The organism is Bradyrhizobium sp. 138 (assembly GCF_023074075.1).
GTDB lineage: Bacteria > Pseudomonadota > Alphaproteobacteria > Rhizobiales > Xanthobacteraceae > Bradyrhizobium.
In genome coordinates this window covers 390728-410884 of the sequence record NZ_JADPKT010000033.1, presented here as the reverse complement: position 1 = coordinate 410884, position 20157 = coordinate 390728, and the positions used below count along the sequence as shown (strand labels likewise).

The window sequence follows — 20157 nt, the reverse complement described above, 5'->3', positions numbered from 1 at the left end:
CGACAGTCAGGCGAGGACACGCTCATGCCCGCCAATCAACTCGCCGTCGTCACCGGCGCCTTGCAGCGTAGAGCGACGCGACCGGCGGACTCTCTGGGCTCATCCCGCGAGAAATCCTCCGTCTACCGCGACGACCGTTCCGGTCGCGTATCGCGAAGCCGGCATGCAAAGGAAGGCAACCGCACCGGCGATATCTTCCGGCTGTCCCCAACGCTTGAACGCGGTGCGGTCGGCAATGCGCTGATAATGGGCGCGATCGGTGCGGCCCGCGGCATTGATGGCCGTCTCGATGTAGCCGGGCGCAACGGCATTGACGCGGATATTGTCCTCGGCCCATTTCAGGGCCAGTGCCTTGGTCAACATCACGACGCCGCCCTTGCTGGCGCAATAGGCGGGAATCCGTGGCAGCGCCAGCGTCGCATTCATCGAGGCGATGTTGACGATCGAACCTTTCTGCTCCGCGAGCAGCGGGTGGAATGCCATGCAGGTGCGGAACGTGCCGGTGAGATTGACGTCGAGCACCTTCATGAAGGTCTCGATCTCGAACTCCTTGTCGCGCGCGAGAACCCCGGCGCAATTGACCAGTGCGTCGACGCGCTTGTGCTGCCGGGCGAAGGAGATGACAGCGGCGTCGTCGGTGACGTCAAGCGCCGCGAGCGTCAGCCCGGCGCGTGGCTTCAGCAGGGTGCGGGCCAGATCGGCGTCGTTCGCGCCCGTTGCGGTGACGGTGGCGCCGAGATCGCAGAACTGATTGCTGATTGCGGCGCCAATGTCCCCGGCGCCGCCGATCACGACGGCATGGAAGCCGGGTGCAAGGGCAAAGTTCGAATTCATCGGGAGATCTCACTTCAGGGATTTCGGAGGCGGAGCCGTCGATTCGCGGACCACCAGCGAGAAATCGATCTCGCGATGCATGATAGTCTGCTCGCCGGCAAGGCTCCGCACCAGATATTCGCCGGCGCGCTGCCAAGTTTCTCCAGTTGGAACGTGGATCGTGGTCAGGCTCGGGCGCAAATGGCGGCTCCAGTCGAGGTCGTCGAAGCCGACCACCGACAGGTCGCGCGGTACGGAGAACCCGTCGCGCTCCGCCTCGAGCAACACGCCGTAGGCAATGACGTCGTTGCCGCACACCACGGCTGTCGGGCGGTCCTTGAGGTTGAGGAGATAGCGTGCCGCCTCGCGCGCATCGTCGAGCGTATAGGGCACCTCGACGTGCCATTGCGAAGGAAGCTCGAGGCCGTTCTCGGCAAGCGCGCGGTGAAAGCCGGCGACGCGGGCGCTGGCGCGGTCGTTGTTGCGCTGGAGCGCCGAGACGATTCCGATGCGGCGGTGACCGAGTTCGATGACGTGGGCGGCGGCGCGGTGGGCTGCGGCTTCGTTGTCCGTTCCGACGCAAGGGTAGGGCCTGTCCGGCTGGTAGATGCCGACATTGATGAAGGGCACCTTGTTGTCGGCAAGCAGCTTGCGCAGGGCCTCGTGATGGCAATCGCCGCGCAGCACCAGACCGTCGACGCCGCGGCTGATCAGATTGCGCGCCTGCTGCAATTCGGCATCGAGATCATATCCGCTCGTGGTGAGAAACAGCATGTAGCCGACCGACGAGAGATATTGCTGCAGCGAGGCGATGCCGCGCGCGAACATCGTGTTGTCGATCGTTGGCACGATCGCGCCGAGCGTGCGCGAGCGGCGCGACGACAGGATGCGCGCCGGCGCATGCGGGATGTAGCCGAGCGCGTCGATGGCCTGTTCGATCCGCGCGCGCAGGGACGGGCTCACCGCATCCGGATTGTTGAGGGCGCGCGAGACCGAGGCGGTTGAAACGCCAGCGCGCGCCGCGACGGCGCGGATGCCCTGCTTGACGGACTTGGCGTTGTTCAATCTCATGAATGTAACGCTACATTCCGCGGATCGCGATGCATGGCCATGATAATGGCACTAATCTGCAGCAAATTGCACGATCTGTCCATCGCTTGACACAGCTGATCGGAGGTCTATTTTGTAACCGTTTTCAGATTGCGCGCAAAGATGTTCAAAATGGTCCGCCGGCTTAAGGCGGCCAGCCGGGAGGAGAGTTCGATGAAGGCCAGGATGCTCGCGACCCAGGTCGCGTTGCCAATGCTCGCGATTGCCGCCGTCAGCGCGCAAGCGCACGCCGCCGATTTCGACTGGATGAAGTTCAAGGGCAAGACCGTCACCTTTCTCGCCAACAACAATCCGGTCGCGCAGGCGCTGCTGACCTACAAGGCCGATTTCGAGAAGCTGACCGGCATGACCCTGAAGGTCGACGGCTATCAGGAACAGCAGATGCGCCAGCGTCTGGTCACCGTCATGAACGCGAACAGCGACGAGGTCGACGTGTTCATGACGCTGCCCTCGCGCGAGGGCGAGCAGTTCGCGGCGGCCGGCTGGTACGGCGATCTCACGGCGATTGTCAAGAACGAGGTGGCCAAGGAATACGATCCGGCAGGGCTGAGCCAGGCGCTGCTGAAGGCCGCGACCTTCGGGGGCAAGCTGACCAGCATGCCGATGAACATCGAAGGTCCGATCTTCTATTACCGCACCGACATCTTCAAGAAATGCGGCATCGAAGCGCCGAAGACCATCAAGGAGGTCGAGGCTGCCGCCGCGAAGATCAAGACCTGCGACAGCGCGGTGACGCCGTTCGTCTCGCGCGGCCTCAAGCCCGCGATCGCCTACACCTTCAGCAACATGCTGCACAATATCGGCGGCACCTACATCGCCAGCGGCAAGTCGAACCTCTGCTCGGCCAAGGGCAAAGAGGCGCTCGACACCTATAGCCGACTGCTGCGCGACTTCGGTCCGCCCGGCGTCGTCAATTACAGCTTCCAGCAGATTTCCGCACTCTACCGCAGCGGCCGCGCGGCGATGGCATTCGAATCGTCCAATGAGCTGCGTACGGTGATGGAAGGCGGCGCCCGGCTGAAGGACACTGGCCTGCTGCCGTTCCCGGCAGGCGAGGCCGGCCAGGTGCCGACCACGATCGGCTGGGGCATGGCGGTGTCCTCGCACAGCAAGCAGCCGGAGGCGGCCTGGTACTTCGTGCAATGGGCGACCAGCCCCGAGGTGCAGAAGAAGATGGCGCTGCAGGGCATCGCCCCGCCGCGCCCGTCGGTTGCCAAGGACCCTGAATATCGCAAGTGGATCGACGAGGAGCCGGTCCGCAAGGAATGGCAGGCCGCGCTCGACGTGCTGGCCACCAAAGGCTCGTCCGAGGTCGGCTATCCCATCGTCGCCAATCCGGAATCGCGCGAGTTCATCGGCCAGGCGGTGCAGGATCTGATCCTGAAGCAGAAGCCGATCGAGCAGGCTTGCGCGGATGCCGACAAGGCGCTGGATGCGCTGATCGCCCAGAAGTAACCCTCGGTGCCGGCTGGCGTGCTGCCTGCCGGCAGCTCCTCACGCCTCAAGGAAACGCATGCATGTCTGATGCGGCCGCGACACTCGCGCAGGACCGGCAGAAGCTGGAAATGTCGGCGCTCTCCGCGCCGGCCGTGATCTTCACGGTCGCGATGATCGCGTTTCCCGTCGTCTATACGGTCTGGCTCGGCTTCCAGAATTTCTCATCGACCGGCAAGCAGTCCTTCGCCGGCCTTGCCAATTACTCCAGGCTGATCTCCGACTACGAGTTCTGGCACGGGCTGTGGGTCACGATCGCGCTCTATGTGCTGTCGCTGGTGCTGCAGCTCGTCTTCGGTGTCTGGCTCGCGCTGGTGCTGTTTCATGCCAAGCGCCTGCCGGGGATCGTGCGCTCGCTGTTCATCTCGCCGTTCATGATGCCGCCGGTGGTGGCGGGCATGATGTGGCTGGTGATCCTCGATCCGTCGCTGGGGGCAGCCAACTACATGTTGCAATCGTTCGGCCTGCCGCCGTCGGATTGGCTGGCCTCGCCGTCACTGGTCATTCCGACCGTTGCCCTGATCGACAGCTGGCAGTGGACGCCCTACGTCGCCTTGATCGTGTTGGGCGGTCTGCAATCGCTGCCGCCGAGCGTCTATGAGGCCGCGCAAATCGACGGCGCATCGCCGTTCAAGACCTTCCAGCGCATCACGCTGCCGCTGCTGCTGCCGACCATCGTCACCGCGGCGATCCTGCGCAGCGTCGATCTCCTGCGCTTCTTCGACATCATCTACATCACCACCCAGGGCGGCCCCGGCAACGCCTCGAACACGCTCAACATCTACGGCTTCCGTGTCGGCTTCGAATTCTTCAACATCGGCTATGCCAGCGCGTTGATGCTGACACTGACCGCGATCGTGTTCGGCGCCGTGCTCGCCTTCAACCGCCTGCGCGGCGCGGTGGCCTGGTGACGCCATGACCGATGCCGCCAACACCGACCGCTGGATCCGCTGGCTCAACCTGGTGCAGCTCGTGCTGGCAGGCGTCCTCATCATGGCGCCGACGGTCTGGATGGTGCTGTCCTCGTTCAAGCCGTCCTTCGAGGTCACGGCCTATCCGCCGACGCTGGTCTTCACACCGACATTGGAGAACTATGTCGAGCTGACCAGAACCACGCCGTTCCTGAGCTACGCGCTCAACAGCCTCATCGTCACCGTCGGCTCGACCGCGCTCGGACTGTTGTTCGGGATCCCCGCCGCGTTTGCCGTCTCCTGGACGCGGATTTCGTGGCCGGCGATCCTGACGCTGGCGGCGCGCATGGCGCCTGGCACGCTGTTCCTGCTGCCCTGGTACGTCATGTTCCGGCAGGTCGGCATGATCGGCTCCTACACCGCGCTGATCCTCAGCCACGCCGTGATCACGCTGCCGATCGTGATCTGGGTCCTGCTGCCGTCCTTCGACGGCATCCCGCGCAGCGTGTTCGAGGCGGCGCAGGTCGATGGATGCAGCGTCACACGCATTCTCTGGCGCATCGCGCTGCCGCTGGTGGCATCCGGCGTCGCGGTGTCGGCGATCCTCGCCTTCGTGTTCTCGTGGAATTACTTCCTGTTTGCGCTGGTGCTCTCCAACGGCGACACCAAGACGCTGATCGCGGCGGCCTTCAACTTCATCGGCGAAGGCTCGACGCAGTGGGGCGCCCTGATGGCCGCGGCGACGCTGATCGCTTTGCCGCCGCTGGTGCTGGCGGCCCTGGTTCAGCGCTGGCTGGTCTCCGGACTGACGCTCGGCGCGGTGAAAGGCTAGGTCTCCGATGAACGTAACACCTCGCCCAAATTCGATCATGCAGGCCGCTGTCTTCCACGGCAACGATCGCATCACCATCGAGCGCGTGGCGATGCCCGAAATCAGTACCGGCGAAGTGCTCGTGCGCGTTTCGCGCACCGCGCTGTGCGGCTCGGACTTCAAGCTCTGGCACAAGGGCGCCGAGTTCACCGCGGGCCACGAGATTTTCGGCGTGGTCGAGCAGCCGGGGCACCGGCTGCATGGCCGGCGCTGCGCCGTCTATATCCCCTTGCACTGCGACCGCTGCGCCGCATGCAAGCGCGGCGACACCCAGATGTGCCTGGACGTCTCGAGCCTGATCGGCTGGAACAGGCCGGGCGGTTATGCCGAATACGTGCCGGTGCCGGAAAACTGCCTGCTGCCGGTGCCCGACGACATCGAGGACAGTCTCGCGCCGCTGCTGCTCGACACCATCGGCACGTCGGGCCACGCTGTGCGCTTTGTCAGCCGCGTGGTACCGCCGACCGAGGCGGGACCGGTTCTCGTGATGGGAGCGGGGCCCGTCGGCCTCGGCGTCGTGCTGGCGCTCCGCGCACTCGGCTACGATGACGTTCATGTCGCCGATCCCAACGCCGTACGCCTCAGGATCGCGCAAGCCTTCAGCGCGAAGGCGCACCCCGTCGGCGATACCTCGAAGCGCTTCGCCCTCATCATGGAATGCTCCGGCGCGCATGCGGCGCGTAACCTCGGCATCGAGCTGGTGCTGCCGCGCGGCGCCTTGGTGCTGGTCGGCGAGAATGCCGCGCCCTGGACCATCGAAGAAGGCAAAGTGTTCCGCCGCAAGGATTTCTACATGATCCGGACTTTCTACTTCCCGGTTTCGGATTTCGAGCCGAATGTCGAGCTGCTGCGTAAGTACAAGGACGAATACCGCGTCCTCGTCGATGGCGAGTTCGGCCTCTCGGCTCTGCCAGAAAATTTCGCTCGCTTCGCCAAGGGCGAGCTGATCAAGCCCGTGCTGGCGCTGGACTGAGCGATCATGGCCTCGATCTCGATCCGCAACCTCGTCAAGCGCTACGGCAATTTCACCGTGATCCCCGATCTCAACCTGGAGATCGCGGACCATGAATTCGTCGTCTTCGTCGGTCCGTCCGGCTGCGGCAAATCCACCTTGCTGCGCATCATCGCCGGCCTCGAGCCGATTTCTTCGGGAGAGCTCTATATCGGCGACAAGCGCGTCAACGGCGTTCAGGCGGCGCAGCGCGATATCGCGATGGTGTTCCAGGACTACGCGCTCTATCCGCACATGAAGGTCTACGACAACATGTCCTTTGCGCTGGAGTTGCGTGGGGTGCCGAAGGCCGAGATCGACGCGCGCGTGAAGCGCGCCGCGGCGCTCTTGCACATCGAGCCCTATCTCGACCGCAAGCCGAAGGAGCTCTCCGGCGGACAGCGCCAGCGTGTCGCCATGGGCCGCGCCATCGTGCGCAATCCCAAGGCGTTCCTATTCGACGAGCCGCTGTCCAATCTCGACGCAAAGCTGCGCGGGCAGGTGCGGGCCGAGATCAAGGCACTGTCGCAGGAGCTGAAGACCACCATGGTCTTCGTTACCCACGACCAGATCGAGGCCATGACCATGGCCGACCGGATCGTGGTGCTCCAGAGCGGTACGATCCAGCAATACGACACGCCGGAGACGGTCTACGAGCGGCCGGCCAACCAGTTCGTCGCCGGCTTCATCGGCTCGCCCGCCATGAACTTCTTTCCGGTGGAGTGGCGGCAGGAGCGTGCGATCCTCTCGCAAGGCGGGATGATGGTGCCGCTGGAGGACGAGAGCGCAGGCCGTCTCAGGCTGGCGGGCAATGCCGTGCTCGGAATTCGGCCTGAGCATTTCGCCGTGACCACGGAGGCCGCCGACGGCATTGCCATCAACGTCAAGCTGGTCGAGCCGCTCGGATCGGATACGCTGATCCATTTCGATCTTGCCGGCGTCTCCGCGATCGCGCGGGTCGATCCGTCGCTGCGGCCGAAGGTCGGCGATCGCATCAGCTTGCGGCCGCAGCCGGGCAAGACGCATCTGTTCGATGCCGCCAACGGGCAGGTTTTGCGGTGAGCGCGCCGGCGAACATCGGTGACCTGTCGGCACTGGCGGGCGTCGCCTCGCGGCAAAGGCCGGTCCATGTGATCTGCCTCGGACTGTCCGCGCTCGACCAGGTCTGGCGCGTCGATCGGCTGTTCGCGGGACAGAGCGAGAAGATCAAGGCGACCGGATACCGCACGCTTGGCGGCGGCATGTCGGCCAACGCCTCGGTCGCGATAGCAAAGCTTGGCGCGTCCGTCGCGTTCTGGGGGCGGGCAGGCAACGACGCCGCGGGCCACGAGATGAAATCGGCCTTCATGGCCGAAGGCGTTGATGTCGAGAATTTCCGCCTGTTTCCCGACGGCCGTTCGTCCGTCTCCGGGATCATCGTCGACACTTCCGGTGAGCGGCAGATCGTCAACTTCCGCGGCCTGTTTCCGGAAGCCGCGGACTGGCTTCCGCTCGAAGCGGTCGCACGCGCATCCTCCGTGCTGGCGGATCCGCGCTGGGTCGAGGGCGCCGCGACACTGCTCCGCGAGGCTCGCGCGCGCGGCATTCCGACGGTGCTTGACGGCGACATGGCCGATGCCGAGGTGTTCGAGCGGCTGCTGCCGCTGACGGATCATGCGATCTTCTCCGAACCTGCGCTCACCGCCTTCGCCGGATCGGCCGAAGGTGAATCTCTCGCTGCGCTTACACGCTTCGGCTGCCGCGTCATCGCCGTCACGCGCGGCGAGGGCGGCGTGAGCTGGTATGAGAACGGCGAGCTGTATCGGCAGCCGGCCTATGCCGTCGAGGTCGTCGATACCACAGGCGCCGGCGACGTCTTTCACGGCGCCTATGCGCTTGCGATCGGCGTCGGTCTCGATGCGCGCGCCGCCATGGCGTTTTCGGCAGCCACGGCCGCCATGAAATGCCGCCACGCCGGCGGCCGCAACGGAATCCCTGATATCAACGAGTGTCTTGCATTCATGAGGACGACGCCATGAGAACGATTGGAAAGAACCGCGGCCTGGCACGGCTTGCTGACGCGGAGGGCCACTTTCGCATGGTCGCGCTGGACCAGCGGCCGCCCTTGTTCGATGCCATCGCGAAAGCAAAAGGCATCACCCGGGAGCAGGTCGAATATTCCGACGTCACGGCGGCGAAGCGCCTTCTCGTCGAGAACCTCGCACCGCATTGCAGCTCGATGCTGTTCGATCCGAATTTCGCGGTACCGGCTGCGATCGACCTGTTGCCGCCGCGCTGCGGCCTGATCATGACGCTGGAGGAGCACCGCGTCGAGGAAACCGCGGGCGGCCGCAAGTCGCGCGCGATCACCAATTGGAGCGTGGAGAAGATCCGCGCGATGGGCGGCGACGCCGTCAAGGTGCTGGCCTGGTATCGGCCGGACGCCGATGCCGCGGTGAACAAGCACCAGAAGCGTTTCGTTCGCGCGATCGGCGAGGACTGCGCCCGCCACGACATTCCCTATGTGCTCGAGCTGCTGGTCTATCCGTTCCTCGGCAGCGCCAACCACACCGCCGACTACGTGGAATCGCCGGGCAAGCTGCCGGGCCTCGTCATCGACAGCGTGCGCGAGTTCGCCAAGCCGGAATATTGCGTCGATCTCCTCAAGCTGGAGAGCCCGCTCGCAGCCAATGGCCTGCCGGCCCGCGACGGCAGTGCGGAGGCGAAGGCCGCGCAAAAGGAGTTCGATGCGATCGGCGACATTTGCCGCGAGCGCAGCATTCCCTGGGTGCTGCTGTCGGGCGGTGCCGCGCCAGAAAAATTCGAGCGCGTTCTCGACTACTCCTATGCCGCGGGCGCAAGCGGCTTCCTCGCCGGTCGCACCATCTGGCTCGACGCCGTTCTGAAGAATTTCCCGGACCGTGCGGCGGTGTCCGCCAGCCTCCGCAAGGATGGTCTCGGCGTGCTTGATCGGCTCAACAAGCTCACCACGGCCAAGGGCACGCCGTGGAAGGCGCGCTTTCCGGTGTTCGCTGATATCAAGCAGGAAGGTGACTTCGCGCGCGCCTATTGAGATAGTGGCTCCGCGTGGTTCATTCCGATCGCAGGGTCCGCAAACATGACTGACGGCTTCACCATCCGCTCGATCGAGGCGTTTTGCTATCGCTATCCGCTGGCGACGCCGGTGGTGACGTCGTTCGGCAAGATGCTCAACCGTCCCGCCGTCTTCGTTCGTGCCGTCGACGAAGACGGCATCGAGGGATGGGGTGAAGCCTGGTCCAACTTTCCGGCGCCAGGCGCGGAGCATCGCGCCCGGCTCGTCAACGAGGTGCTCGCGCCCGGCCTTGTCGGGCGCAAATTCGACAGTCCTGCTCAGGCCTTCGAGACCCTGAGCAAGGGCACCGAGGTGCTGGCGCTTCAATGCGGCGAACCGGGACCATTTGCGCAGGCGATCGCGGGCATCGATCTTGCGCTGTGGGATCTCTCCGCGCGCCGTCAGCGCTTACCGCTGTGGCGGCTGCTCGGCGGCCGGTCGAACAAGATCAAGGTCTATGCCAGCGGAATCAATCCCGACGGCGCCGCGCAGACGGCGGAAGCGGCGATCAGGCGCGGCCATCGCGCCTTGAAGCTGAAGGTCGGCTTTGGCCCCGAGACCGATCTCGCCAATTTGGCCGCGCTGCGCGGCATCGTCGGCGAAGGCATGCTTGCCAGCGACGCCAATCAGGGCTGGTCGGTCGCCCAGGCTCTGGCGATGCTGCCGCGGCTTGCCGCGTTCGATCTGCGCTGGCTGGAGGAGCCGATTCGTGCCGATCGTCCGCGCGAGGAATGGCGCAGCCTGCACGCCCTGGCGAAGATGCCGATTGCCGCCGGCGAAAATATTGCGAGCGTCGACGCCTTCAAGGACGTTCTGGCCGAAGACGTGCTCGGCGTGGTTCAACCCGATATCGCCAAATGGGGCGGCCTCAGCGTCTGTGCCGGGCTGGCGCGCGACATCCTGAAGGCAGGCAGGACGTTTTGCCCGCACTATCTCGGCGGAGGCATTGGCCTACTTGCGTCCGCGCATCTCCTTGCCGGCGTCGGAGGCGATGGCTGGCTGGAAGTCGATGCCAACGACAACCCGTTGCGCGATCTGTTTTGCGGCCCGATCCTCAATGTCAGCGACGGCACGGTCGAACTGGACCACGAGCCGGGGCTCGGCGCCGCGCCTGATCTCTCCAGTATCGAGCGCTATCGCTGCATCTAGCATGTGTGGAAGCCGGTCAGCGTTCGTCTACATAGCGGCCACACCGACCAAACGCGCCGCCGCGTCAGTTGTCGCGTTCGCGTCAATGAGGGCCACCCGCGGCCTACCGAACCTGCGCTCGCAGCGCATTCCAAAGAGCGAACAGCTCAGCGGTCGCGGGCGGGTCACCGCTGAGCGCGGTCTGCACGAGAACAAGCTTTAGGTCCGGATCGACAAAGACAAATTGTCCGCGGAGGCCCTGGAGCGAGAAACGTTTGGTGTCTGCGGAATACCAGATTTGATAACCGTACTTCGCCAGGGGTGTATATGTCGGAAGCGAATCAGCAGCCGATGCCGTGAGCCAGTCTGCCGGCACGATATGCTTTCCATTCCAATTGCCGTGATTGGCCAGCATCAGGCCGAGCCGCGCCCAATCGCGCAGCACCGCGTTGACATAGGCAAATGTGATTTCCTGCCCGGTCGCATCGATGATCCATGTCGCATCAGCTTCCGCCCCCATTGGCTGCCAGAGCCTTTCGGCGGCATAGTCGGACACGGTTCGCTTGGTGGCAGCCGCGAGCACCAGGCCCAGGACCAGCGATTCAGCGGACGAATAAGAAAAACGCACGCCGGGCGGGGAGAGACGGGTATTGAACTGCTTCACCGCGGAGAGGCTGCCGGGAGAGCCCGGCTCAATCGTCAGACGGGCCAGCTTGTAAATATCGCTCAATTTGCTGCCGTAATCCTCCGAGAATGCGACACCTGAAGACATCAGCAGCAAAGCCTTGATCGGCGTCCGGCCGTATTCGGTGTCCTTCAGGTCAGGGACATAGCTTTCCGCGAGATCATCGACGGACCGGATGGCGCCCTCCTTGACGGCGATCCCGATGAGCAGCGAAAGCACGGTCTTCGCCATCGAGAAGGACGCGAGGCGATCCCTATCGCTGCGTCCGTACTGGTAACGCTCGACCAGGATCGTATTGTCTTTCGCAATCAATAGGCCGGTGGCCGGTTGGCGATTGAGGTAGTCATCGAGCGTCAGCTGGAGTCCGGCGAAGGCGTAGTGAATGACGGGTTCGTGCGCTGCGCGAGCCAGCGGGATTGACTGTTTCGGAGCACTGATGGTGCGTGCAGGAAACAGAGTGTCATAGCGGCTCAGCGCGCCTACCCGGCAGCGCTTTTGGTCAACATAGTCGATACCCTTGCAACTCGGATATCCGTCCTTCTGGCCAAATTCGTCTGCAGCCGGTCCATCCGCACGAAAGCGGGGACTGGCAGCTTGTGGTGCCGGCTCTGTTTGGGCGAAGGCGCGATGCGAATTCAGCGTGAGCACATCCAAAAGGAGCGGAAATGCCACCGCACCGGCGATGCAAAGTAGCTGTTTGAAGCTTCGTCCAGTCATTGAGAGAGCGCCCAAAGCAAATGAAGCCAGGGAACATGATAATTGACGAACGTTTCTTCAATCGGATCAAGCAATGCCGTCGGGTGGCGACACGTTACGATAAGGCTGCGGCCAACTACCTCGCCTTTGTCCTCCCGGAATTTGGGTGTCTCAGAGACGTACGCCGGTTGTGGCAAACGCTTGCGCGACCGGCTCCTGGACTCGGTTCAAGAGCACCATCCCCGCAATTGCGATGACCAAGGCCGCGACGCAGCCTAGAAGAAACGCCTTCATCCTCAGTCTCCATCGAAGAGCATCAAGGTACTTATACGACACAGCTTGCCGCGAGCAAACTCGTTGATCGCATCACGCCACGAGCCGACTTACGGGCTTTTGAAGATGGGATCGGCGGAAAATGCATTGCCCATCAGGCCAAGGGACTGAAGCGCGGCGTGATTCAGGTCGACCTCCAACATCGCGAGAAGAAGCGCAAGCACGACGGCAATGAGGATCAGAAAGGGCGACGCGTCTCGGGAATCGGGATCTTGCGATCCATCAAGCGCGCGCAAAGCGCGCAGTCGCGCCAGCATCTGCAGAAATGGCCGCGTTCGCCCCTGCATGCCGTCCGCCTTGACGTCACCAGACCTGCGCAAGCGTAGTGCCCGGCCTCCCGGCGTTCAAGCAGGATATGCAACGCCAGTCTGTTGCGGCGCACATTCCGGAACGTAAGCGGTGTCAGCTCGTTTGGTACGTGCATCGGAGGATCCGACGTGAAATTGCTGACGACGATTTTGTGCTTTGCAGCACTCGTGCTCTTCGAGAGCGCCTCCGCCCAGCCCGCGCAACCCAACTCACCGGCGGCGCAAACGCCTCCCGAGGAGAAGGGCCAACCGCAGCCGCAAGGGTGGACGGGTCCAACATATACGGGTTCGGGTGGCGCGCCCGCCGAAAGTCCCCAAGGTCAGAGTCCGCCTGGAATGCAGGCCGCGCCTGAAGGATCATCCAAGACCACGACGGCACCAGCCAAGTAGATCGGATATTCATCTCCGCCGGCTGTTCTGGCAATCTCGAGGGCATGAACGTGATCAGGGCCGGTGAGGGGCAATGAGGTTACCTTTCTGCGCCGGTGGCGCCGCAGTCCTGTGGGCCATCGTTGCAGTATCATCCGTGCACGCGGACATGGTGGGACATGGCGGCCCCGTACGGGCTCTCGCTATCTCCCGCGATGGGAAGGGGCTTTTGTCCGGCGGCTTCGACACTGCGGCCATTCGCTGGTCGCTAGAGACGGACACCGCGGAGCAGGTGTTGCGGTATCATGCTGATGCCGTCAATGCGGTCGCCTTCCTGAACGACGGCCGCATGGTCACGGCGGGTGCTGATGTACGCATTGCGGTGTGGATGGCCGGTCGGCAGCAGCCGGACCGGGTGTTCGAGGGACATGAGGGTCCGATCGTCGCGCTTGCGGCCTCTCCCGAGGGGGCGCTTCTCGCATCCGCTTCCTGGGATCGCACGGTGCGGCTATGGTCGCTGTCCGATGGCGCCTCGCGCGTGCTCGCAGGGCATTCGCAGAACGTCAACGGCGTCGCGTTCACGCCGGACGGCAAGTCGCTTGTCAGCGTCGGCTATGATCTGACGATGCGCATCTGGCGCTTGCCGGACGGCCCGCCCGAAATCGTGACGTTGCCGGCGCCGCTCAATGCCGTGGCCGTGGCGCCGGACGGAGAAATCGTGACAGGCGCGGTCGATGGCATGCTGCGCATGCTGACCACGGACGGCAAGATCAGCGGCGAGGTTGCGGCCGGCCCGTCATCGGTGGTGGCCTTGGCGATCTCGGCGGACGGCATGTTGATTGCCGCAGCCGGCATCGGCGGCACGATAGCCATCATCGACCGCAAATCGCGCAGCCTGCTGCGCACGTTGATCGAGCCTGGACTTCCGGTTTGGTCGGTCGCTTTCCTGCCAGATCGCGAGACGCTGATCACGGGTGGCGCGGACGGCAAGATCCGGCGCTGGAACGCGCGTACGGGCAACCCGATCAGCCCAGGCCAACCCGGCGAAGCGGCCGATCCGCTGGCGAGCTATGCTGGCGACCACGGTGCAGAGGTGTTTCGTGCCTGCGTTGCCTGTCACACGCTGTCGGACAAGGAGGTTCAGCGTGCGGGCCCGACGCTTGCGGGACTCTACGGCCGCAAGATCGCATCGCTCCCGGGCTATCGCTTCTCCGAGGCCCTGAAGACGATGGACATCACCTGGACGCCGGAGACGGTCGCAAAGTTGTTTGAAGTCGGACCGAACACTTACACGCCCGGGACGAAGATGCCGGAGCAGCGCATCGGCTCGGCCGAGGACCGGCGCGCATTGACGGATTTCCTTGGCCGCGCCACGTCGCGGTAACCGCCTCTCAGATCGAATCCCAATTGTCCATCGGCAGATCCTTCATCTCCGGATGCTGCTTGAGGATCTGAATGACCTCGACGATGGGATGCTCCTTTAACGCTTCGGCAACGCAGTGGTTGACGTATTTCCGGCGCGACAGCCACGCGATTTTCTTGCCCTTGGCTTCGGCCTTGCAGGCGACGATCGCCTGCTTCACCGCGATCTTCTGCGCCTTGGTCAGGGGAGGAGCGGCGGCTTCGGCCGATCCACCGGCAAGAGCAATCGAGATCATGCACGTCGACAACGCTGCAATGAAACGAGCCATGGTGATGCTTCCTTAAGTTTCCGACCCTGCGAAATTACCCGTTGTTGTCCTTGGCCTCGCGCTGACGCAGATAGTCGTCCGTGGTGCGCGGTGGCGTTCGTTCGGGAACGCCCTTGAACGGATCGAATTGCTGTTCACTCATGACGATGACGCGGCAGTCGGCACACATCCTGAGTGCCGCGACGCGCTTATCGCCCGCCGGATACATCCAGTGCCGGCCTTCGAGCTTGGCCGCGATGCGGTCGATCGTGCTCTTGACACCGAAGGCCGTGCCGCAGCGGACGCAAAGCGCGGGCTCCTCTTCCTTGATGGTCACGGCGGAAGCGCGGGCTGCGCGGAAATCGATCTGCGGCTTGAGACTGATGACCTTCTCCGGGCATGTGCTCTGGCACAGGCCACATTGCACGCATGCGTCCTCGACGAATTTCAGCACGGGGCGCTCGGGATCGTCGCGCAGTGCGCCGGTCGGGCAGGCCGAGACGCAAGAAAGGCACAGGGTGCAGCCGCCGGTATCGACGCTGATCGCGCCGATCGGCGCTCCCGGCGGTAGCGCGATCACGTCCACCGGTGTCGGCGCCAGGCGGTGCAGCTCGCTCAGTCCAAATCGCAAGAGGTCGCGCCGCTTGCCGACCGTCTTGAAGGTCGCGGGCGTCGCGACGGCGGCGAGCGTGCCGATCTCTGTCAGATGCGCGCCGAGCGCATCAGGATCGTCCGTTTCGATGGTGGCGAGGCGGCGGCCGGTAAATCCGAGACCACCAAGGATCGCCTCCGCCATGCCGATCGTCTGCAACAATCCCGTCACATCGTGGCGCGGCTTTGCCCGCAGCAGGAACCGTACCGCCGATACCCCATAAGCGAAGGCGCCGACGATCGCCTCCAGTCCGAGCTGCGTCAGTTCGTTGACGGCAAAGGGAAGCACGTTCGCCTGCAGGCCGTCGCCATATCGCGCCAGGGCATCGATCAACGGTGTGCCATGCGGGCTGTCATGAAAGAGCAGCACGGCATTCGTGCCACCGGCCTCGCGATAGGCGAGCAGCATGGCGCGAATGCGCTGGAGCTGCGTATCGGCGGGCGGCAGCGTGTAGGACGCAGCGCCAGTCGGGCAGGCGGCGGCGCATTGGCCGCAGCCCGCGCAGATGTTCGGGTCGATTGCGACATGATCCCCGACGGGCGTGATCGCCCCGGTCGGGCAGAGATCGAGGCAGCGATGGCATCCCGTGCGCTTCGAGCGCGAATGGGCGCACAGACTGGGCGTCACGTCGACATATTTCGGCTTGTCGAAGCTGCCGACGAGGTCGCGCGCGCTCAGCACCGCACGCAACACCGCCGCGGGATCGTTCGGATCCGCGCGAAGGTAGCCGTCGCGCAGCTCATGGGCAGGAAATAGCGGCATCCCGCCGGAAAGATCGAGCACGATGTCGCAGTGCGAGGTGACGCCGCTTCGTGACGCGTCGAGCACGAAGCGATCGCGCGAAGAGGGGCGGGGACGCGCATAATCGTCGATCGCAAGCTCGAAGGCGCCGAAATGACCCTTCGCGGAGCGGATCGTGCCCTTCACGATCGGGAAGACCGCTGCTGTCGGCGGCACCAACTCATCGAGCTGCTTCAGCATCACCGTGACGTCGAGGTGATCGGCTAGCAGGCGGCCGGCCTCGATCGCGGCCTCATCGCGCCCATAGATCAGGACCACGCCCTCGCTCGACAAGGTGACGAGCGGATAGTCTGGCGCCGGGATGGAGGCGGATGCGAGCAGGGCAGCCATTTTTGCACCGGCCCGGGCGCCGTCGCGTGACCATCCCGCCGTTTCGCGGATGTTGACGAAGCTGACCGCATCAGGCCGTTCGCCGGCCTCGTCCGAAAATTGCGCCGCCTGCTGCGTGCAGGCGACCGTTAGCGTGCCCTCTGTCGCCGCGATCGTGCGGAAATGATCGAGCTCGGCACCGCAGAGATGGCGGAAGCCCCTGATCTCGCTGCTCGGACATCCGCGCTTGATCGTGGCCACGTCGAGACGCATCGTGTCTTCGCACGAGCAGATCAGGACGGTGTTCGATGGCTGCTCCAGGTTAACCCCTCCGCCATTCGGACGACGACGACGGACTCGCGCCGGCCCTTGGTCTCGTATAGACATTATCCATCGGGAAGAAAAGGAAAGCGGAGAACGGTCTGTCCTCGACCTTAGTCAGCCACGTTTCCCTGGCGGAACCGATTCACCTGCCGCCGCCGTTCACATTGGTGCGGCTGCGCGAGAGTGGCGACGCTTTTGCCCATGCATGCCGCATTGCACCGGAGAGCGGCGCCGGCACGCTCGTCTATGTCGGCCGCTTCGACCTCGCAGAGTTCGCGGTGGTGCTCGAGCCGGCCGAGCCGCTGCGCACCGCGCGGCGCGCCTTCTACGCCGGCATGGTCGCGCTCACCGATGCGCTACGCGCCTATGCGCCGCCGAGCGAACCCATCACGATCGGCTGGCCGGATGCAGTCAGGATCGATGGGGGGCTGGTCGGTGGCGGACGGATGGGCTGGCCTTCCGATGCCGACGAGCATGCACCGCCGCCCTGGCTGGTATTCGGGGCCATGATCCGGACGGTCGCCATGAACGACGACGATCCAGGCGTTCACCCGCTGGCCTCGGCGCTCGACCAGGAAGGCTTCGGCGAGGCTGGCGCGGCGCAGATCACGGAGAGCTTTGCCCGGCACCTGATGCTGGCATTCGACGGCTGGCGGGCGGACGGTTTTGACGGCGTCGCGCGCGAATATCTCTCCCGCATGCCGCGCGAACGGCAGACCGTCCAGCGCATCGACGATCACGGTGATCTCCTCACGCGCCGGATCGGGGCGGGCGCGACCGAACGTGGCGACCTCGTGCAGGCCCTTGCGACCCCATCCTGGCTCGATCCGGCCCTCGGAGGCCCGCGGCTGTGAAGCTCCTGCGTACCATCGCGCTCGATCCCTCCGACACCTTCGTGTTTGACGTGGCGGCAGAGCCCGGCGAATGGGCCGTTTCCGGTGCTTTCCGCTTCTGGGAGTGCGATGCTGCGACGCTCGAGGGCAAGGAGCGGGCGGCGTTTCGCGGCGGCTTCCTCGGGGTGCAATCCTGGGGCTGGTCGACGCTGGCGCAGATCGTTCCGGCGACCGCGGACGATTACCAAAGTCTGATCGATCTCCTGGCAAGGCAGCTCGTCGACCGCTTCGGCGCGCCGGACGTCGCGACCGCAAAGGCCGCCGCGGAGGAGGAGGTGGCATTCTCGCAGGCGCTTTGCAGCCATCCGATCAGCTCGCTTATTGCGGTGCATCGGGCGGTGAGTGACGGCGAGGTCCGCGAGTCGTTCCGCCGCCTGCAACTCCGCGAGGGGCAGGGACACGGCAAGGCGTTCTCGTTCATGGAAATGGAGGACGACGTCGAGCCGGACGGCAGTCTCCGGCTTGCGGATCTCGGCCGGGGACCGACCGCCAGATGAACGATTTCTGGATCGCCTGCGGCCATCATCTGCTCGATCGCGACGAGGGCGGTGGACTGCGCGTCACCGATGACTTCCTCAAGGCTTATTTTGCCCGACCCGAGCTGATGCCGCCGGAGGATGCGTGCCCGGCCGAACGCCGGCTGCATCGCGAATTGCTTGCCGACCCGCGCCAGGCGGTCGGTGCGAAGGAAGTTGCGGCACTTGCCGATCCCGACGCCCGGGAGAACTGGCAGTTCGTGCTGGCGTTTCGCGATCTCCTGGTGCGGCATCCGACGGTCGAAGCAGCTTATCTTGCCTTCGTACGGTCCGGGGCGAACGACCTGCCGCCGCTGTTCGTCAACCAGCTCGTGCACGTCATCCTGCGGAACGCCCTCGACGGCTGCGACGATCCGTTCGTGCTGCGCGCGGCCGAGCTGTTCTTCCGGGTCCAGCGGGTCCTGCCGCATGAGCAGGCCGTGCTGCTCGGTGACGAGGAGATCATCGGCGGCCGCAGTCCGACCCCGGTGCTCTCTCTCATGTCGATGCTGGGAGCCACCACCGATGCGGTGGTCGACGTGTTGAGCGAGGAGAACGCCGGGGGCTATTGGCAGCGCAGCGATCAGTTCGACATGGCCCTCGACCTCACCGCCGGCGGACGCGGACCAACTGCGCTGGCACAGGCGATGACGCGCTGGATCGCCCATCTGCTCGGCATCGATGTCATGATCGAGCCGCTGCGCGCGTTGCAGGACGAGAAGCTCACTTGGTATGTCGGGCTCGATGCCGACGCCACCCGGCTCGGCGACCGCCTTTGGCACGGTGAGGAACTCGATCAGCGCAGCGCCGACCGGGTGCTTGCACTGTTCCGGCTGACCTTTGCGGATCCAAGGCGGACGCTTGACGATGTCAGGGACGAGCCGGTCTACTTGATCCTGTCGATGACGGCGGACCAGAAGCTCCGGCTGAAGCCGCAAAATCTGTTGACCGGGCTGCCGGTGAAGGGCCTGGAGGTGGCAACATGAGCCCTGCGGCGCGGCCCTTATTGTCCATTGCCGTCGGTGTCGTGGTGGAGCGGCGCAAGGCCGACTCGCCCTGGGTCGATTTCATCTGGCGCGGAATTGCCGTCCTGCCGGACGAGCCGGACACACGACCGTGGACCGTGCTTCGCGAGCAGGACGGCTCGACACTGTTCTACGCCGGGTGTGCGACCGTGGATCTCTATCCGTCCGAGACGGCGCGCTATCGTGACAATCTCGCCTCCGGCAGTCCGAGTATATGGACCGTGCTGTCGCCTTCGGAAGGCGAGTGGCCCTATGCAATTGCCGCGGTCACCGCCGATCCCGCCGAGGGCGAGGGCTTTACCGAAGCCGCCGACAATCTCGTCGAGGCCGTGCCGATGCCGGAGGTGCTGCGCGAGGCAATTGAAAGCTTCGTGGCCGAGCACCATGTCGAGCGGGAATTCGTCAAGCGCAAGCGGCGCCGCGCCGACCCGGAGGCGCTGGCGCGGCGCGAACATGAGGGCGGACAGGAATGAGCGAGGAGGAGTTCCTTGCACGTTGGTCCCGCCGCAAGCGCGAGGCGCGAGCGGAGCCGGCGACGCCTGCTGCGGCGCAACCCACGCCTCCCCTCGAGGTCAAGAACGACGAGAGCGAGATCGATCTCTCGAGCCTGCCGTCGATCGACGAAATCGATGCTGCAACCGACATCACCGCGTTCCTGAGCAAGGGTATTCCACAGGAGTTGGGTCGTGCGGCTCTTCGCCGCGCTTGGGCGGCCGATCCCGCAATTCGCGACTTCATCGGTCTGGCGGAGAACGCATGGGACTTCAACGATCCGACCGCGATGCCGGGTTTTGGGCCGTTGGATTGTTCGTCGGAGGAGCTGGCTGCACTCGTCGACCGGATCGTCGGCGGCGTGCGGGAGGTGGTGCAGTCTCTCCCCGACGCGTTGACTGAAACAGCGGATTCTTCGGATTCTTCGGCGCAATTTCATCAAGCCGGTGCGACGCCTCCATCGGAGATCGCCGAGCCGCCGGGTGAGACGGAGCACCCGGCCATTCCTGTTGCAATGCAACCAATAGTGGGGGAGAGATTCGCGGATCTTGCTGAGCCTGTCAGGCCGCGTACGCACGGCGGTGCATTGCCGCGCTGAGCAATAGACCAAAGGCTATAGGCTCGGACTATGAGCGGGCGATTGACGGTCCGTGGAACCGAGACTACGCTTCCACTAGTGCTTTGAAAAAGACTG

At 64.5% G+C, this 20157-nt stretch carries 20 protein-coding genes and 1 pseudogene; 15 read left to right on the top strand and 6 right to left on the bottom strand.

Annotated elements, in window-relative coordinates; all coding sequences use genetic code 11:
- Positions 1-99 precede the first annotated feature (99 nt).
- Positions 100-834 carry an SDR family oxidoreductase gene (locus IVA79_RS17165; RefSeq protein WP_247554699.1) on the bottom strand — a complete coding sequence of 245 codons (735 nt, stop codon included), beginning with the start codon at positions 832-834 and terminating at the stop codon, positions 100-102.
- Between the two features lie 9 nt (positions 835-843).
- On the bottom strand, positions 844-1884 hold the full coding sequence (locus IVA79_RS17160) for a LacI family DNA-binding transcriptional regulator (protein ID WP_247554697.1): 1041 nt from the start codon (positions 1882-1884) through the stop codon (positions 844-846).
- Between the two features lie 192 nt (positions 1885-2076).
- Here IVA79_RS17160 and IVA79_RS17155 point away from each other — a divergent pair, with 192 nt between their 5' ends.
- The 8 genes from IVA79_RS17155 to IVA79_RS17120 all read left to right on the top strand — a co-directional run bounded on the left by IVA79_RS17155 (position 2077) and on the right by IVA79_RS17120 (position 10412).
- Entirely contained in the window at positions 2077-3378 is a 1302-nt protein-coding gene (locus IVA79_RS17155; protein WP_247554695.1) for a sugar ABC transporter substrate-binding protein, read from the top strand.
- Positions 3379-3440: 62 nt separating this feature from the next.
- Positions 3441-4328, top strand: a complete 888-nt coding sequence (locus IVA79_RS17150) for a sugar ABC transporter permease (protein WP_247554693.1) — start codon at positions 3441-3443, stop codon at positions 4326-4328.
- 4 nt (positions 4329-4332) lie between these two features.
- Positions 4333-5160 (top strand): carbohydrate ABC transporter permease, encoded by an 828-nt coding sequence (locus IVA79_RS17145; protein ID WP_247554691.1) that lies wholly within the window; start codon positions 4333-4335, stop codon positions 5158-5160.
- 7 nt (positions 5161-5167) lie between these two features.
- Positions 5168-6172 carry a zinc-binding dehydrogenase gene (locus IVA79_RS17140; RefSeq protein WP_247554688.1) on the top strand — a complete coding sequence of 335 codons (1005 nt, stop codon included), beginning with the start codon at positions 5168-5170 and terminating at the stop codon, positions 6170-6172.
- A 6-nt stretch (positions 6173-6178) separates the two neighbouring features.
- Entirely contained in the window at positions 6179-7252 is a 1074-nt protein-coding gene (gene ugpC / locus IVA79_RS17135) for a sn-glycerol-3-phosphate ABC transporter ATP-binding protein UgpC (protein ID WP_247554685.1), read from the top strand.
- Complete coding sequence (locus IVA79_RS17130; protein ID WP_247554681.1) at positions 7249-8208, top strand: sugar kinase; 960 nt, start codon at positions 7249-7251, stop codon at positions 8206-8208. The genes ugpC and IVA79_RS17130 overlap by 4 nt, the downstream gene beginning before the upstream one ends.
- Positions 8205-9242, top strand: coding sequence for a tagatose 1,6-diphosphate aldolase (locus IVA79_RS17125; protein ID WP_247554680.1), 1038 nt, complete (start codon positions 8205-8207; stop codon positions 9240-9242). The genes IVA79_RS17130 and IVA79_RS17125 overlap by 4 nt, the downstream gene beginning before the upstream one ends.
- 45 nt (positions 9243-9287) lie before the next feature.
- Positions 9288-10412 (top strand): mandelate racemase/muconate lactonizing enzyme family protein, encoded by a 1125-nt coding sequence (locus tag IVA79_RS17120; protein WP_247554678.1) that lies wholly within the window; start codon positions 9288-9290, stop codon positions 10410-10412.
- Between the two features lie 103 nt (positions 10413-10515).
- Here IVA79_RS17120 and IVA79_RS17115 read toward each other — a convergent pair whose 3' ends face one another.
- The gene (locus IVA79_RS17115; protein WP_247554676.1) at positions 10516-11793 is read right to left on the bottom strand and encodes a serine hydrolase; all 1278 of its coding nucleotides are present in this window, start codon (positions 11791-11793) and stop codon (positions 10516-10518) included.
- Between the two features lie 47 nt (positions 11794-11840).
- Between IVA79_RS17115 and IVA79_RS17110 the strand changes: the two are divergent.
- A pseudogene (locus IVA79_RS17110) lies at positions 11841-12029 on the top strand (hypothetical protein); the annotation flags it as partial.
- A gap of 126 nt (positions 12030-12155) precedes the next feature.
- Here IVA79_RS17110 and IVA79_RS17105 read toward each other — a convergent pair.
- Positions 12156-12392, bottom strand: a complete 237-nt coding sequence (locus IVA79_RS17105; RefSeq protein WP_247554675.1) for a hypothetical protein — start codon at positions 12390-12392, stop codon at positions 12156-12158.
- Positions 12393-12876: 484 nt separating this feature from the next.
- Between IVA79_RS17105 and IVA79_RS17100 the strand changes: the two genes are divergently transcribed.
- The gene (locus tag IVA79_RS17100; RefSeq protein ID WP_247554673.1) at positions 12877-14166 is read left to right on the top strand and encodes a c-type cytochrome; all 1290 of its coding nucleotides are present in this window, start codon (positions 12877-12879) and stop codon (positions 14164-14166) included.
- A 7-nt stretch (positions 14167-14173) separates the two neighbouring features.
- Here IVA79_RS17100 and IVA79_RS17095 read toward each other — a convergent pair whose 3' ends face one another.
- Together IVA79_RS17095 and IVA79_RS17090 are read right to left on the bottom strand one after the other, a co-directional pair.
- Complete coding sequence (locus IVA79_RS17095) at positions 14174-14473, bottom strand: hypothetical protein (protein ID WP_247554671.1); 300 nt, start codon at positions 14471-14473, stop codon at positions 14174-14176.
- 34 nt (positions 14474-14507) lie between these two features.
- Positions 14508-16487: a 4Fe-4S binding protein gene (locus tag IVA79_RS17090; protein WP_247554670.1), complete on the bottom strand. Its 1980-nt coding sequence runs from the start codon at positions 16485-16487 to the stop codon at positions 14508-14510.
- Positions 16488-16705: 218 nt separating this feature from the next.
- Here IVA79_RS17090 and IVA79_RS17085 point away from each other — a divergent pair, with 218 nt between their 5' ends.
- Genes IVA79_RS17085 through IVA79_RS17065 form a run of 5 tightly spaced genes read left to right on the top strand, consistent with a single transcriptional unit; the run spans position 16706 to position 20061 of the window.
- Positions 16706-17392: a biotin/lipoate--protein ligase family protein gene (locus IVA79_RS17085; protein ID WP_247554668.1), complete on the top strand. Its 687-nt coding sequence runs from the start codon at positions 16706-16708 to the stop codon at positions 17390-17392.
- Positions 17389-17928 (top strand): DUF6505 family protein, encoded by a 540-nt coding sequence (locus tag IVA79_RS17080; RefSeq protein ID WP_247554666.1) that lies wholly within the window; start codon positions 17389-17391, stop codon positions 17926-17928. Before IVA79_RS17085 ends, IVA79_RS17080 begins: the two co-directional genes overlap by 4 nt.
- The gene (locus IVA79_RS17075) at positions 17925-18932 is read left to right on the top strand and encodes a DUF6352 family protein (RefSeq protein WP_247554663.1); all 1008 of its coding nucleotides are present in this window, start codon (positions 17925-17927) and stop codon (positions 18930-18932) included. The genes IVA79_RS17080 and IVA79_RS17075 overlap by 4 nt, the downstream gene beginning before the upstream one ends.
- Complete coding sequence (locus IVA79_RS17070; protein ID WP_247554661.1) at positions 18929-19444, top strand: DUF3305 domain-containing protein; 516 nt, start codon at positions 18929-18931, stop codon at positions 19442-19444. Before IVA79_RS17075 ends, IVA79_RS17070 begins: the two co-directional genes overlap by 4 nt.
- Positions 19441-20061 carry a DUF3306 domain-containing protein gene (locus tag IVA79_RS17065; RefSeq protein ID WP_247554659.1) on the top strand — a complete coding sequence of 207 codons (621 nt, stop codon included), beginning with the start codon at positions 19441-19443 and terminating at the stop codon, positions 20059-20061. The genes IVA79_RS17070 and IVA79_RS17065 overlap by 4 nt, the downstream gene beginning before the upstream one ends.
- The last annotated feature ends 96 nt before the right edge of the window (positions 20062-20157 follow it).

Bases quoted from the DNA above. Each gene is read 5' to 3' on its own strand.
- IVA79_RS17165 (WP_247554699.1), bottom strand. From the start codon at position 834: ATGAATTCGAACTTTGCCCTTGCACCCGGCTTCCATGCCGTCGTGATC.
- IVA79_RS17160 (WP_247554697.1), bottom strand. From the start codon at position 1,884: ATGAGATTGAACAACGCCAAGTCCGTCAAGCAGGGCATCCGCGCCGTC.
- IVA79_RS17155 (WP_247554695.1), top strand. From the start codon at position 2,077: ATGAAGGCCAGGATGCTCGCGACCCAGGTCGCGTTGCCAATGCTCGCG.
- IVA79_RS17150 (WP_247554693.1), top strand. From the start codon at position 3,441: ATGTCTGATGCGGCCGCGACACTCGCGCAGGACCGGCAGAAGCTGGAA.
- IVA79_RS17145 (WP_247554691.1), top strand. From the start codon at position 4,333: ATGACCGATGCCGCCAACACCGACCGCTGGATCCGCTGGCTCAACCTG.
- IVA79_RS17140 (WP_247554688.1), top strand. From the start codon at position 5,168: ATGAACGTAACACCTCGCCCAAATTCGATCATGCAGGCCGCTGTCTTC.
- ugpC (WP_247554685.1), top strand. From the start codon at position 6,179: ATGGCCTCGATCTCGATCCGCAACCTCGTCAAGCGCTACGGCAATTTC.
- IVA79_RS17125 (WP_247554680.1), top strand. From the start codon at position 8,205: ATGAGAACGATTGGAAAGAACCGCGGCCTGGCACGGCTTGCTGACGCG.
- IVA79_RS17120 (WP_247554678.1), top strand. From the start codon at position 9,288: ATGACTGACGGCTTCACCATCCGCTCGATCGAGGCGTTTTGCTATCGC.
- IVA79_RS17115 (WP_247554676.1), bottom strand. From the start codon at position 11,793: ATGACTGGACGAAGCTTCAAACAGCTACTTTGCATCGCCGGTGCGGTG.
- IVA79_RS17105 (WP_247554675.1), bottom strand. From the start codon at position 12,392: ATGCAGGGGCGAACGCGGCCATTTCTGCAGATGCTGGCGCGACTGCGC.
- IVA79_RS17100 (WP_247554673.1), top strand. From the start codon at position 12,877: ATGAGGTTACCTTTCTGCGCCGGTGGCGCCGCAGTCCTGTGGGCCATC.
- IVA79_RS17095 (WP_247554671.1), bottom strand. From the start codon at position 14,473: ATGGCTCGTTTCATTGCAGCGTTGTCGACGTGCATGATCTCGATTGCT.
- IVA79_RS17090 (WP_247554670.1), bottom strand. From the start codon at position 16,487: ATGCGTCTCGACGTGGCCACGATCAAGCGCGGATGTCCGAGCAGCGAG.
- IVA79_RS17075 (WP_247554663.1), top strand. From the start codon at position 17,925: ATGAACGATTTCTGGATCGCCTGCGGCCATCATCTGCTCGATCGCGAC.
- IVA79_RS17070 (WP_247554661.1), top strand. From the start codon at position 18,929: ATGAGCCCTGCGGCGCGGCCCTTATTGTCCATTGCCGTCGGTGTCGTG.
- IVA79_RS17065 (WP_247554659.1), top strand. From the start codon at position 19,441: ATGAGCGAGGAGGAGTTCCTTGCACGTTGGTCCCGCCGCAAGCGCGAG.